Source organism: Shewanella sp. GJ50-10, assembly GCF_055808815.1.
Genome location: NZ_JBVVSS010000001.1, coordinates 404788 through 418671, shown reverse-complemented (window position 1 = coordinate 418671; position 13884 = coordinate 404788). Strand labels below are relative to the sequence as shown.

13 protein-coding genes and 4 tRNA genes are annotated in these 13884 nt (G+C 40.2%); all 17 read right to left on the bottom strand.

Going from position 1 to position 13884, the window contains the following annotated elements; all coding sequences use genetic code 11:
• Positions 1-17: 17 nt before the first annotated feature.
• Entirely contained in the window at positions 18-755 is a 738-nt protein-coding gene (locus AC0L4E_RS01710; protein ID WP_473677720.1) for a cytochrome c1, read from the bottom strand.
• Positions 755-1969 (bottom strand): cytochrome b, encoded by a 1215-nt coding sequence (locus AC0L4E_RS01705; protein WP_220752200.1) that lies wholly within the window; start codon positions 1967-1969, stop codon positions 755-757. The genes AC0L4E_RS01710 and AC0L4E_RS01705 overlap by 1 nt, the downstream gene beginning before the upstream one ends.
• Positions 1969-2559, bottom strand: coding sequence for a ubiquinol-cytochrome c reductase iron-sulfur subunit (gene petA, locus AC0L4E_RS01700; RefSeq protein ID WP_473677719.1), 591 nt, complete (start codon positions 2557-2559; stop codon positions 1969-1971). Before petA ends, AC0L4E_RS01705 begins: the two co-directional genes overlap by 1 nt.
• 398 nt (positions 2560-2957) lie before the next feature.
• On the bottom strand, positions 2958-3848 hold the full coding sequence (gene hflC / locus AC0L4E_RS01695) for a protease modulator HflC (protein ID WP_473677718.1): 891 nt from the start codon (positions 3846-3848) through the stop codon (positions 2958-2960).
• A gap of 3 nt (positions 3849-3851) precedes the next feature.
• Entirely contained in the window at positions 3852-5009 is a 1158-nt protein-coding gene (gene hflK / locus AC0L4E_RS01690; RefSeq protein ID WP_220752193.1) for an FtsH protease activity modulator HflK, read from the bottom strand.
• Positions 5010-5042: 33 nt separating this feature from the next.
• Positions 5043-6362, bottom strand: a complete 1320-nt coding sequence (gene hflX, locus AC0L4E_RS01685; RefSeq protein WP_473677717.1) for a ribosome rescue GTPase HflX — start codon at positions 6360-6362, stop codon at positions 5043-5045.
• A 19-nt stretch (positions 6363-6381) separates the two neighbouring features.
• Positions 6382-6642, bottom strand: a complete 261-nt coding sequence (hfq, locus tag AC0L4E_RS01680) for an RNA chaperone Hfq (RefSeq protein WP_220752189.1) — start codon at positions 6640-6642, stop codon at positions 6382-6384.
• A gap of 88 nt (positions 6643-6730) precedes the next feature.
• Complete coding sequence (miaA, locus tag AC0L4E_RS01675; RefSeq protein WP_473677716.1) at positions 6731-7657, bottom strand: tRNA (adenosine(37)-N6)-dimethylallyltransferase MiaA; 927 nt, start codon at positions 7655-7657, stop codon at positions 6731-6733.
• A gap of 1 nt (position 7658) precedes the next feature.
• Entirely contained in the window at positions 7659-9557 is a 1899-nt protein-coding gene (gene mutL, locus AC0L4E_RS01670; RefSeq protein WP_473677715.1) for a DNA mismatch repair endonuclease MutL, read from the bottom strand.
• Positions 9558-9560: 3 nt separating this feature from the next.
• Positions 9561-10868 carry an N-acetylmuramoyl-L-alanine amidase gene (locus tag AC0L4E_RS01665; protein WP_473677714.1) on the bottom strand — a complete coding sequence of 436 codons (1308 nt, stop codon included), beginning with the start codon at positions 10866-10868 and terminating at the stop codon, positions 9561-9563.
• 17 nt (positions 10869-10885) lie between these two features.
• A complete protein-coding gene (gene tsaE, locus AC0L4E_RS01660) occupies positions 10886-11344 on the bottom strand; it encodes a tRNA (adenosine(37)-N6)-threonylcarbamoyltransferase complex ATPase subunit type 1 TsaE (protein WP_473677713.1) in 459 nt (152 codons plus the stop codon).
• A 172-nt stretch (positions 11345-11516) separates the two neighbouring features.
• A complete protein-coding gene (locus tag AC0L4E_RS01655) occupies positions 11517-11972 on the bottom strand; it encodes a hypothetical protein (RefSeq protein ID WP_220752319.1) in 456 nt (151 codons plus the stop codon).
• Between the two features lie 682 nt (positions 11973-12654).
• Positions 12655-12730, bottom strand: a tRNA-Gly gene (locus tag AC0L4E_RS01650).
• Between the two features lie 23 nt (positions 12731-12753).
• Positions 12754-12829 (bottom strand) — tRNA-Gly (locus AC0L4E_RS01645).
• Between the two features lie 24 nt (positions 12830-12853).
• Positions 12854-12929: transfer RNA gene (locus AC0L4E_RS01640), tRNA-Gly, on the bottom strand.
• A 97-nt stretch (positions 12930-13026) separates the two neighbouring features.
• Positions 13027-13102: transfer RNA gene (locus AC0L4E_RS01635), tRNA-Gly, on the bottom strand.
• 182 nt (positions 13103-13284) lie between these two features.
• A complete protein-coding gene (gene orn / locus AC0L4E_RS01630; RefSeq protein ID WP_473677712.1) occupies positions 13285-13830 on the bottom strand; it encodes an oligoribonuclease in 546 nt (181 codons plus the stop codon).
• Positions 13831-13884: the final 54 nt, after the last annotated feature.

Here is a 13884-nt window from a genome sequence, read left to right as displayed (position 1 = left end):
TTACCCGTTATTCGTGTCTAGTGCACATCTTTCCAGTATTCTTTCTTCAACAAATAAGCAACGATGAAGAAAATAAACAAGAATCCGAGTACCCACCAACCTAAAGCTTCACGCTCTAACTTCACTGGATCAGCAGAATATGCAAGGAAACCAGTAATATCGCGAACAGCTTGATCATACTCTTCGGCGTTCATTGAACCACCAACAGCAGGTTCAAGTCCGACTAACTTAGACACTTCAACACCATTTTCTTCGACTGTTTCGTAGATTGGTTTCGAAATACCTTGTAGATCTTCAAGTACATGTGGCATCCCCACTAGTGGGAATACATTGTTGTTCACACCAAATGGGCGGCTTTCATCTTTATAAAAGCCTTTAAGGTATGAATACACCCAGTCTTGCCCACGTACACGAGCTACTAGCGTTAAGTCAGGAGCTGCTGCGCCAAACCACTTTGCAGCATCTGCAGGTGGAATCGCATTTTCCATCAACTCACCAATCTTAGCGTCAGTGAACATGTACTTTTGACGCATATCGTCAACTGAGATATCTAAATCTTCAGCTACACGACCATAGCGTTGGTACTGTGTACTGTGACAGCCAGAGCAATATCGTTGAAATAAATTCAAACCACGTTCTAGAGACTCTTTATCATGAAAGTCTACATTGGCACTTTCTAAATGAACATTGCTGCCACCTGCTGCAATAGCAAGTGATGGCAACAATGTAACTAATGCAATTAATAACTTTTTCATTAGTGTGTCACCCTCGTAGGAACCGTTTTTGTCTTTTCATTTTTACTGTAAACCCACAGCGCAACAAAGAAGCCAAAATAAGTAAGTGTAAAGATACGAGCCGCAATAGTTAATGTTGGTGTTGCCGGAACAGCACCTAAGTAACCAAGGATTAAGAAAGACACAGTAAATTGTGCAATATTAATCTTGTGGATCAAGCCACGGTAACGGATAGATTTCACTTTACAGCGATCTAGCCAAGGTAGTACGAACAATACTGCAATCGCAAGACCCATACCGACAACACCTAGAAGCTTGTCAGGAATCGCACGTAAGATTGCATAGAACGGTGTGAAGTACCAAACCGGCGCAATATGTTCAGGTGTCTTCATTGGATTAGCCGCTTCAAAGTTTGGCTTCTCAAGGAAGTAACCGCCACCTTCAGGCATGAAGAACAATACATAGCAGAACACGATTAAGAAACCGGCCACACCCATGATGTCTTTCACTGTGTAATAAGGGTGGAAAGGAATAGCGTCTACTGGCCATCCGTTTTCATCTTTATTCTTCTTAACTTCAACACCGTCTGGGTTATTCGAACCCACTTCGTGTAATGCAATTAAGTGAAGGAAAACAAGTACAACAAGTACTAATGGCAGAGCAATAACATGCAATGCGAAGAAGCGGTTTAGCGTAGCACCAGAAACAACATAGTCACCACGGATCCACAATGTTAGATCATCACCAATAAACGGTATGGCGCCAAACAAAGAGATAATTACCTGTGCGCCCCAGTAAGACATTTGTCCCCAAGGTAGCAAGTAACCCATAAAGGCTTCAGCCATTAATACAAGGAAAATCAACATACCGAATAACCAAAGTAACTCTCTTGGCTTTTGGTAAGAGCCGTAGATAAGGCCACGGAACATATGAAGATAAACCACCACAAAGAATGCCGAAGCACCTGTGGAATGCATATAACGAAGTAACCAACCGTATTCAACATCACGCATGATGTATTCAACAGAAGCGAATGCGCCTTCTGCAGTAGGTACGTAATTCATGGTCAACCAAATACCAGTCAGTAGTTGGTTAACTAAAACAAGCAGAGCTAATGAACCAAAGAAATACCAGAAGTTAAAGTTCTTTGGAGTTGGATATTGACCAACATGACGATTATAAGTCGCCGTCATTGGGATGCGAGCATCAATCCAATCAACAATATTCTTAACCATTATGCAGCTCCTGTGTCTACACCGATGAGCACCGTGCCATCATCAACATATTGATGTGGCGGTACAACAAGGTTTAATGGTGCAGGTACACCCTGGAATACACGACCAGCCATATCAAACTTAGAACCATGACATGGACAGAAGAAACCAGCAGTCACACCTTCTACTTGCTCACCAAATGAGTCTGGTAAGTAAGTTGGTGAACAACCTAGGTGAGTACAAATACCTACAGCAATGAAAAACTCAGGCTTAATTGAACGTGCAGGGTTAGCTGCATAGTCAGGCTGTTGTAATTCTTCAGAGGCAGGATCGCGTAATTGACCATCTAATTCAGGCAGTTGGCTCAGAATTGCATCTGTACGACGTACAACCCAAACAGGTTTGCCACGCCATTCAACACGAATTAATTGACCTGGCTCTACTTTACTAATATTAACTTCAACCGGTGCACCTGCAGCTTTCGCTTTAGCGCTCGGATTCCATGACTTAATAAAAGGCACCGCTACAGCGACGGCACCAGCTCCACCAACTACGGCGGTTGCGGCTGTCAGGAATCTGCGGCGTCCGGTATCGACTGGCGCATTGCTCATCCACTTATCTCCCAGAGGGTGTTGGAATTCTTATATTTTAATAACTTAGCAACATTAGAATCACTAATCGCTAAATCTATACTTTGAGGCGGGGCTCATTATAGCGAAAAATTAGAACCAGATCATAGTAAAACACACAACTAAGTTGCGGGATTTGTATGTTTTTTTCAACAAGCTCAAAAAACGAACAGCCATTTCTATACATTTAGAACAATATATGTAGAAGTGTTTTTTATAAGTTACTGTAAATAAATAAATTTTAATGAAATATTCTTAATCTAAATTAGTCTTGGCTGATTAATTAACTCAAACAGCAAAAATTCATTTTTTTTGTCTAAAAACGAACAGACATAAAAAAACCCGGTAATAACCGGGTTTTTATTCAAGTAAATTCTAATTTACTTGCCGTCAATTGACTTCATGTACTTGAAGAAATCACTATCAGGCTCTAAAACCATAACATCACTGTTGCCAGCAAAACTTTCTTTGTAGGCTTCTAAGCTACGTAAAAAGCCATAAAACTCAGGATCTTTGTTGAATGCATCTGCGTAAATCTTAGCAGATAATGCATCACCTTCACCTCGAACTGTAAGAGCTTTACGTTCAGCTTCTGCAACTTTTACCGTTACATCAGCATCAATCGTTGCACGGATGATTTCAGATTGCTCTTTACCTTGTGCACGATGCTCTTTAGCAACAGCTTGACGCTCTGCACGCATACGTTGGAAAATACTGCTACTCACGTTGGCTGGTAAGTTAATTTGCTTAACACGAACGTCAACCACTTCAATACCAAGATCTTGTGAACTTTCAGCAGCGTTTTCTAGTGCGTCATTTTGCAATTCGTCACGTTTACCTGAAACAATTTCTTTAATGGTACGACGACCAAACTCAGTACGTAAATCATTGTTGATTTTACGCTGTAGTAAGTCCTCTGCAGTCACGATGTTACCGCCACCTGTTGAAAGGTAGAAAGTTTCAAAGTCATTGATACGCCATTTAACGTATGAATCAACCATCAAATCTTTCTTTTCAGAAGTAACGAAACGGTCAGCTGCGCCATCTAGAGTTTGGATACGTGCATCAAGATATTTAACTTTATCGATAGCAGGTATTTTAAAATGGATTCCCGGTGCTAGCACACGAGTAACAGCTTCGCCATTAACATCATCTTTTAAAATTTCACCAAAACGAGACACAATGGCACGTTCGCCTTCATTTACTACCATCAAAGATGAAAAACCAATCCCTAACAGGATGACTAAAATAATCAGTCCAAATCTACCCATGAGTTAGTCCCTCCCTTGGCGAGAACGAGACTCGCGAGTTTGGCGGCCATCAAGCGGCATTGATGAATCAAACAAGTTATTTGAAGGTGTATTGATATGCGTTTCAACAACAGGTTCAACCACTTTACGCTTAGTTTGATTATCCATCATTTTATCTAAAGGCAAATACATTAAGTTACCACTGTTTTTGGTATCAATAAGTACCTTGTTGGTGTCAGCCATGACTTCTTGCATTGCATCTAAATAAAGACGTTTACGAGTCACTTCTGGTGCCATTTCATATTCAGGTAATAACTGCTCAAATCGTGCAACTTTACCTTGAGCTTCTAATACTTCACGCTGTTTATAAGCACTAGCATCTTGAGCCATACGTTCAACTTGACCACGAGCTTTAGGTTCAATTTCACGTGCATAAGCTTCTGCTTCGCGAATAAAACGTTGTTCATCTTCTTGTGCCGAAATTGCATCATCAAAAGCATCTTTCACTTCTTCAGGTGGACGCGCAGGCAAGAAGTTGACGTCTTGAATTGATAAACCCAATTTGTATGGTTCAAGAATACGTTCGAGCTCAGACCATGTATCACGACGAATTGCATCACGACCAGTGGTCAGGATGTCATCCATAGTGTTATGTCCAATCACATAACGTAAAGCACTATCAGTTGCTTCTCTTAAACTTGCATTAGCATCAACAGCGCTGAACAAATACAAATAAGCATCGTCTACACGGTATTGAACATCTAGCTCAACTTTAACCAAGTTTTCGTCAGATGTAAGCATGCTGCCAGAAGATGGAATTGATCGAACTGCTTTAATATTTACAGGGAAAACCTCATCGACAAATGTCGCTTTCCAATGTAAACCAGGTCCAACTTCGCCTGAGTGCTGACCAAAACGTAAGGTCACCCCACGCTCAGCTTCTTTAATGGTATAAAAACCTGAAGCGCCCCATACCAACAAACCAATAACTAAAACAACAATAATGCTGGTTGAGTTAAATGAAGGACTTGACGATCCACCTGAACCACCTTTACCACCGCCAAAGCGCTTTGAAAGATTACGAAATACTTCGTCTAGATCTGGTGGGCCTTTATCGTTACCGTTTTTGTTTCCCCAAGGGTCTTTGTCTTTCCCCTTGTTACCGGGCTCATTCCAAGCCATTTAGCACTCCATAAGTGGATGAAATAAATGTTATTAGCAAGTAACGTCTACTTCTGAGTCTTCTAATGAATCCTCACAAATAAACGTCTCTAATTCGCCTTGACTCTGTTTTGTTAATCGACGCCAATTGGCTTCCGACAAACGAACAGACAAAATACAGTTCCCCAGATCGTCATACTCTTTCTGCTGTATCGCGTCCAGTCCATAAAACTGACCAAGATAATGCCCAGCCGTCGCTGGTATTTTCAATGTTTGCTCCACAATGACTTCACCGATTAACTCGTTGATAGCCTGTAATAGCAATTCAAATCCAATTTGTTTTTGTGCAGATACCCAAACTCGTTCAGGCATCCCCTCATCGTCGTAATCAATGCGAGGTACAAAGTCTTCCAGTAAGTCGATTTTATTACAAACAACTAGTTGTGGAATAGTATCTGCGTCAATTTCTTCAAGTACATTTTGAACTTGTTCGAAATTTTCCGTCATATTTTCATCTGCACAATCGATCGCATGCAATAACAAGTCAGCTTGACGAGTTTCTTGCAGTGTAGCTTTGAAGGCTGCGACTAAATCATGAGGTAGATGACGAATAAACCCAACGGTATCCGCTAAAATAACGGCACCATCAGGTAAATTTAGCTTGCGCAGTGTTGGATCCAGAGTGGCGAACAACTGGTCCGCTGCATACACTTCAGAAGCGGTTAAAGCATTAAACAACGTTGACTTACCTGCGTTGGTGTAACCCACCAATGACACAGTTGATAAGTCACTGCGTTTACGCGAACGACGACTCTGTTCACGTTGCTTGTCTACTTTCTCTAGTCGACGATTAATACTTTTAATTCGTCCACGCAGTAAACGTCTATCGGTTTCGAGCTGGGTTTCCCCAGGGCCTCGCATACCAATACCACCTTTTTGTCTCTCCAAGTGAGTCCAACCACGAATTAGACGAGTCGACATGTGGCGCAATTGCGCTAGCTCCACTTGCAACTTACCTTCGTGTGTTCTCGCTCGTTGAGCAAAAATATCTAAAATCAGTGCTGTCCGGTCTAATACTCGGCATTCACAAATTTGTTCTAAGTTTCTTTCTTGCGCAGGGCTTAATGCGTGATTAAAAATCACCACATTTGCTTCAGTAGCAGCCACCATAGCGGCTAACTCTTCTACTTTACCTGTCCCAACAAAAAACTTTCGATCAGGTGAACGTCGGCTTCCGGTAATAACACCAACAGAGCGAGCACCTGCTGATTCGACTAATAATTGTAACTCTGTAATGTCTTCTCTTCGTTCGTCATCAGAAAAGTCAATGTGTACAAGAACTGCGGTTTCACCCGCTTCATAGCGATCAAACAAGTAACAAACTCCTTAAAGATTATTCAGATGCTGGTGCTTCATCATGCGTTGTATGAGTAGTTTGAGCAGTCACATTAAATGGACGTGCTGGAACTACAGTCGAAATAGCATGCTTGTAAACCATTTGGCTTACTGTATTTTTCAACAAAATAACGAATTGGTCGAATGACTCAACTTGTCCTTGCAACTTAATACCGTTCACTAAATAGATTGAAACTGGTACACGTTCACGACGCAGTGCGTTCAAAAATGGGTCTTGTAAAGATTGCCCCTTAGCCATTTCGATTTCCTTTTTTTATTTTCAAAACAAATTTTTTGAATAATGTTTTATTGTTTAGTTTGAGTATTATACAGCAACGGCGAATAATCTAGCTCGAATGTCGTATAAGTGTAACTAAATTTCCTTCGGCTCCACTTTCAAGCCAATTTAAATCAGGCCAACTTCTCAACCATGTTAATTGACGTTTAGCCAATTGCCTAGTAGCAGCAGTCGCTTTTTCTACCAAAGTATCACGGTCAAACTCTTCATCTAAGTATTGCCAGCACTGTCTGTAACCAACACAGCGCATTGAAGGCATATCTAAATGCAAATCACCTCGGTCTTTCAATCGCTGAACTTCTTCGATAAAACCTTGTTCCATCATCAGTTTAAATCTTTTTGCGATTAATTCATGTAATACTTTTCTATCAAGTGGCGCAATGGCAAATTGCACTACATCATAAGGCAATGCTTCTGACTTAGTTGCAGTCAATTCAGTCATTGTCTTACCCGTTATTCTAAATACTTCTAAAGCACGTGATAACCGCTGAGGATCATTAGGGTGAATTCGCTCACCTGCAACAGGGTCTATTTCACACAGTTGCTGATGCAACACATCCCAGCCTAAGGATTCTGCTTGTTTATTTATCTCAGCCCTGATGTCCTCGTCAGCGGCAGGAAGTGGCGATAACCCCTCAAGCAATGCTTTAAAATACATCATGGTTCCACCAACTAGTAATGGGGTTTTACCACGAGCAATAATTTGTTCTATTTCATTAAGTGCATCGCGTCTAAAATCTGCTGCCGAATAGCTTTCACTCGGATCTAATATATCAATTAAGCGATGCGGAGCTAATGCTAACTCATCAGCATTAGGTTTAGCTGAACCAATGTCCATTTGACGATAAATCAGCGCAGAATCAACTGAAATAATTTCACAGTTGTGATTTTGCGCCATTTCAATAGCTAAAGATGTCTTACCAGAAGCCGTAGGCCCCATTAAAAACAATACTTTAGGTTGCTTAAGTTGGTTCACATTAATTCTCTTCTAACCATGTTTTCCACGGTAACGATTTCGCCTGAGACTCTAAGCTCAACTTCTGTTCGCTATCTAACTGACAGTATTTAAACCAAATATCAGATGCAGCTGTAAACGATTGCGTTTGATGTTTTGCAATCCACAGTGATAATGCTTCATCTGAAGGGGTTTCTAATTTAATCCAGTTTAATAACTCTGGAATTAATACCGCTAACTGGCTATCTCTCAGATATGGGGGCACATTCTTAATTATCAACTGTTGGTAGCGAATAGATAAGGTTAAACCCAGTCTGCGCAGCAATATATCTCGTTCTTCCAGCAAAACTTTCCAATCGACATCAGCTTGAATTGAAACCGGCATTAATAAAGGTTGCCCTACTAAACCTGTTTTAATTTTAGCTAACACTTCATTTTTAGTAACAATAACTGACACTTGCGAAATATCTAATAATTGTAATTGACTATCTTTTGCTAGTACCCAGTATTGGCCACCCAACAAAGGCGGCATGGTGTTCAATGCCGCGACATTTACTTCATTAACTTGTGTTAATGAAGTATTTTCACCTTGAGTTTGCAACAGTTGGCCATAATTGGCGATTGCAGTCGGCGTCACTTCAGCTGAATCCACCGCCCTACTATTACCGCCTTGTGAGCCACTATATTGATGACCTTGAGCAGGTACAGACATATTACCGAAGCGATTACTGCTCACTTCCCTTGGCTGATATTCTTGATCACTATTAGTATGATTAGCCCCGATTTGGTTTAAATAGTTATTAGCTTGGCTACCTTCAGCACCATATAAATCACTTGTATGTGAACCTCGGCTGACTTGTGATTGTTGTCCTAAAGGCTGATTGGACGGTTGTTCAGCGGTTTGATCAAATGGATCAATTTCCAATTCAGAAATCTGTTCCAATACTGATTGCAGCGCCTGCAATATAAAATCATGAACCAAACGACTTTGATGGAACCGTACTTCATGCTTAGCAGGATGTACGTTTACATCTACTTGATGAGGGTCAATCTCAAGCATCAACACATAGCCAGGTTGATGTTGAATATTAAAGCGCCCAAAAGCTTGCTTAACAGCGTGATTAACTAAGCGATCACGCACTAAGCGACCATTAACGTAGAAATAGCAGCTATCAGTAACATGAGTATCGCTAGGAGATTGTAAATATCCTGATAAGGTTAACCCATCATGCTCACACGCTAAATGTAATGCTTGCTCAGCAAAGCCACGACCACAAATCTGCCCTAAACGTTGTTTATATTGGATTTCAGTATTTGCAGGGCGATATTGGCGAACTAACTTACCATTATGAGTTAGGGTAAAGTGCACATCTGTTCTAGCAATAGCGATGCGCTTAAGCCATTCGTCTATATGGGTAAACTCAGTTTTATCACTCTTTAAAAAGCGTCGTCTTGCAGGCGTATTAAAGAATAAATCCACCACATCGATGGTTGAGCCTTTTGGGTGAGCTGCTGGGGTGATTTTTACATCCATTTGTGAGCCAGCAGCATTCGCTTGCCACGCTTCTGATTGTTCAGCAGGTTTAGAGGTTAAGCTAAGTCTTGCCACTGAGCTAATACTCGCAAGGGCTTCACCACGAAAACCAAAGCTTAAAATAGCTTCTAAGTCATCTAATGAATGAACTTTGGATGTTGCATGGCGCGATAACGCCAAGGCCAGCTCTTCTTTTGCAATGCCTTTACCATTATCACGGATACGAATGAGCTTACTGCCGCCTTTGTCGATCTCTATATCAACCCTTGTTGCGCCAGCATCTAAGCTATTTTCAACCAACTCTTTAACGACTGAAGCTGGTCTTTCAACAACTTCACCAGCCGCGATTTGGTTAGCAAGTTGCGGCGGTAAAATTTGAATCGTCATAATTTACGCCCTCGGAATGACCAGCTTTTGGCCTATTCGTAATACATCGGACTTTAAGTTATTACTCTTTTTGATATTTGCGACGCTGACTTTATAGCGCTGAGCAATAACCGATAATGACTCACCGCTTCTGACTGTATGCTTAACGTTACTTTGCTTAGCAAAAGAGGTTCCAGATGGCGGATTCGACTCAAAATAGTTCACCACACCTTTATGAATAGCATTGGCTAATTTTTGTTGATGATTTCCGTTGAGCAACTGTTTCTCTTCTTTAGGGTTCGAGATGAAGCCTGTTTCAATCAAAATAGAAGGAATATCGGTTGACTTTAATACCGCAAAGCTCGCTGACTCAGGTTTATTCTTATGTAATTTAGTGACTTTACCTAGACCAGAAAGAATATCTGTTGCGATGCTGTGGCTCTCAGCCATTGAATGGTCCATCGACATATCGATTAGTGTCATCACCAAGTACTGCTCACTATCGGTATTTTGAATAATGTCACCAACACCACCCAACAGCTCCGAGTGTTTTTCTTTATCTTCGAACACTCGACCTATTTCGGTATTTGCACGGCGTTTAGACAAAACCCAAACTGAAGCTCCTTTAGGGTGAGGTGTAGTAAATGCGTCAGCATGAATCGATAACAATAAATCTGCACGGCTGTTTCTTGCTAACTCTGAACGCTGATTTAAGTTAACAAAATAATCTCCTGTACGGGTCATAACCGCTTTCATACCAGGGGTTTCATTAATCTTACGTTCAAGCCTTTTTGAAATAGCTAATACGACTTTCTTCTCAAAGGTGCCTTTCGGCCCAATGGAACCTGGATCTTCTCCGCCGTGACCAGCATCAATAGCAACAATCACATCTGTCGAACGTTTGCTGGTTTGCACGACTTGTTTTTTGGTTGCCGACTTATTGGCAGAATTGTCTAGATCAACGACTAAGCGGTTGCCATAAGGCGCTGTAGGCGTAAGCGAAAACAGACTTGCTTTAACTGGGGAGGCTAATTCAAGTACTAATCTTAAAGTGCCTTTTTTAGGCGGCGAACTGAGCCTAACTTTGCTAATTAATTTGCTGCTTTTCGCTAAATTTTCAAACTTAACCTTGGTTGAGGCATCTTTTAAATCAATGACTAATCGCTGGGGGTTCGTTAACGAAAAATAACTATAGTCAGGCGCTTTAGATAAATCCAAAACAACTCGTGTTGAATCAGGTGCATCCCAAATTCTAACGCTATCTAATTTGTTCGCAGCTTCAGCAATAAAACTGAAGCTAAGCAGAAGTGTAAAAATAAAAATTCGAGTCATTTTATCTTAAGTCATTATTATTTTAATTTATCGACGATAAGCTGTCCTGAAGGTGTCAGTCCACTTAATTCAACTTGTCTTTGCACACCTTGGTAGCTTAAATGTATTGCTAGATCAGCCTCTGGTAGCAAACCATGGCCTCTGTCTGGCCACTCAATAATACTGATACTTTTATCAGTAAAGTAATCACGGATCCCCATGTACTCAAGCTCTTCAGGGTCGAGTAAACGGTATAAGTCAAAATGAAACACATCCATATTTTTTAATTCGTACGGCTCAACAAGTGTATATGTTGGGCTTTTTACGTTACCAGCATGACCCAAGCCCTGAATTAACCCGCGGCTTAAAGTCGTTTTTCCTGCTCCTAAATCACCCGTTAGGTAAATAACCAGAGGTGCAGAAACCCATAACGACAAAGTTACGCCTAATTCTATTGTAGCTTGTTCATCTTGAAGATTTTTTGTTATCGAAGTCATGTTAACTTACCAGCACTTGAGGGATTAATCATATAAAAAGTGCAACTTTACAGAGATAAATAGCACCTCCAGTAATATTACTCGATTTAGATAGCAGAAAAAAATAGAGCCAGCTTAAAAAGCTGACTCCATTTGAAATATTAACATAAAATCTAAACGGTCAAAATATCTGTTAAATGTCGTCCATTCTTAGTGCGCTATGGACAAGCCTTTTTTGCTGAGTACGTTCAACCCGAACAAGATCCATTAAAGCCTCTTTAATTTCGGTCACAGCAGTACTATTTGCTGTTTTCTCAATTAAACCAATAAGGCGGTTTTCAAGATCTAGATGTAGTTCTAGTACATCGTCTTCGGTCATATTGGCCGCTAATGCAGACTCATTACAGCGCTTTTTAAAATCTTCAAACGTAATGTCTTTATACCAAGTATCAAGCATTCGTGTTGGTGCTTCATCAATATAATTTTCAATACTGTCATGCACATGCTGCTGATGTTGCTGCAGGTACTCCAACATCATTTTCACTCGAGTCGAATCAGCATTGCGATGCAATCGACTATAAAGTTGTTTCATGTCTAATCTCGATGTTGCTATAAATTCAAGCAATTCACTTAGTTGTTGAATACGTATCATAAACACTCCACCAGTATCTGCATTCTCATGCAGCTAATAAATTAGTTTGTAAAAGCTTGTATTTATTATGGTTGAAAAATAAAAATGAATATTTGAGCAAGCTCATATTTTACATATAAAAGACAGGTAAATTAGTAAATATGAAATAAACCGTAGCGAAACACTAGTATTACAAAGCTAAAAGCGCAACTGAGCTAATTTTTAATTTGTAAAGTTTGCTAAAGGTAAAACTTGGGGGAAATTGAACTGAAGGAAGTTTGGAGCGACCTAATATTTTCAAAAAAATGGTTCGAACTGATGACCTATACCTTGGCGACCAAAAAGGTATCGCTATGCTAAAAACGCAACTGAGCTAATTTTTAATTTGGAAAGTTTGCTTGGGATATAAAAGAAGGAAGTTTGGAGCGACCTAATATTTTCAAAAAAAATGGTTCGAACTGATGACCTATACCTTGGCGACAAAAAAGGTATCGCTATGCTAAAAACGCAACTGAGCTAATTTTTAATTTGGAAAGTTTGCTTGGGATATAAAAGAAGAAAGTTTGGAGCGACCTAATATTCTCAAAAAGAGTGGTTCGAACTGATGACCTATACCTTGGCAAGGTATCGCTATGCTAAAAACGCAACTGATCTAATTTTTAATTTGGAAAGTTTGCTTGGGATATAAAAGAAGGAAGTTTGGAGCGACATATCAGGTTCGAACTGATGACCTATACCTTGGCAAGGTATCGCTCTACCAACTGAGCTAATGTCGCCTTACAAAACTTGGTATTGAAATTGGAGCGACATATCAGGTTCGAACTGATGACCTATACCTTGGCAAGGTATCGCTCTACCAACTGAGCTAATGTCGCGTCATATATTTCAATTTTAAAAATTGGAGCGACATATCAGGTTCGAACTGATGACCTATACCTTGGCAAGGTATCGCTCTACCAACTGAGCTAATGTCGCATTTAGTATGCTTTATTAAAACATTTGGCAAGGTATCGTTTGAACCAAAGCCAACTGAGCTAATGTCGCATCTTAATCAATTTTTATTTTGAAAATTTGGAGCGACATATCAGGTTCGAACTGATGACCTATACCTTGGCAAGGTATCGCTCTACCAACTGAGCTAATGTCGCATCTTGTAGCTTTATTAAAACATCTGGCAAGGTATCATTTCAACCTTATCAACTGAGCTAATATCGCAAATTTTCAAATTTCAACTATCAACAGGAAAGTGATTTGCTGTAAAAAGTTGAGGCCGCATTATATGTAATATTCACTACACTGCAACCCCTAATTCAAAAAAAGGTTTGATTGCTTAAATTTTAAATACTTCTTGACGATAAAACTGCAATTCAGCAATAGATTCTTTGATATCTTCTAATGCTTGATGAGTATTCTTTTTGCTAAAGCCTTGCATGACTTCTGGCTTCCAACGATTTGTAAGCTCTTTAATCGTGCTGACATCGATATTGCGATAATGAAAGAAATCTTCTAACTCGAGCATATATTTATTCAAAAAGCGGCGATCTTGTCCAATACTATTGCCACACATTGGTGAAGCACCTTTCGGCACGTATTGCTCCAAAAACTCAATAGTTGCTTTTATAACGTCTTCTTCAGAATGTTGACTGCTTTTAACGCGATCAATTAATCCAGACTCGCCATGATGTTTTTGGTTCCAGTCGTCCATACCTGCTAACACGTCATCAGATTGATGAACCGCCATAACAGGGCCTTGGGCAATGATATTCAATTCTTGGTCAGTCACAATCGTCGCGATTTCAATAATACGATCGACACTGGGCTCTAAACCAGTCATTTCCAAATCAACCCAAATCAGATTGCTCGAGTTTACAGCCATAATATCTGCCTTATTCTGTCAAAAGCCCTAAATTCAGGCTTTTTTATTAAAGAG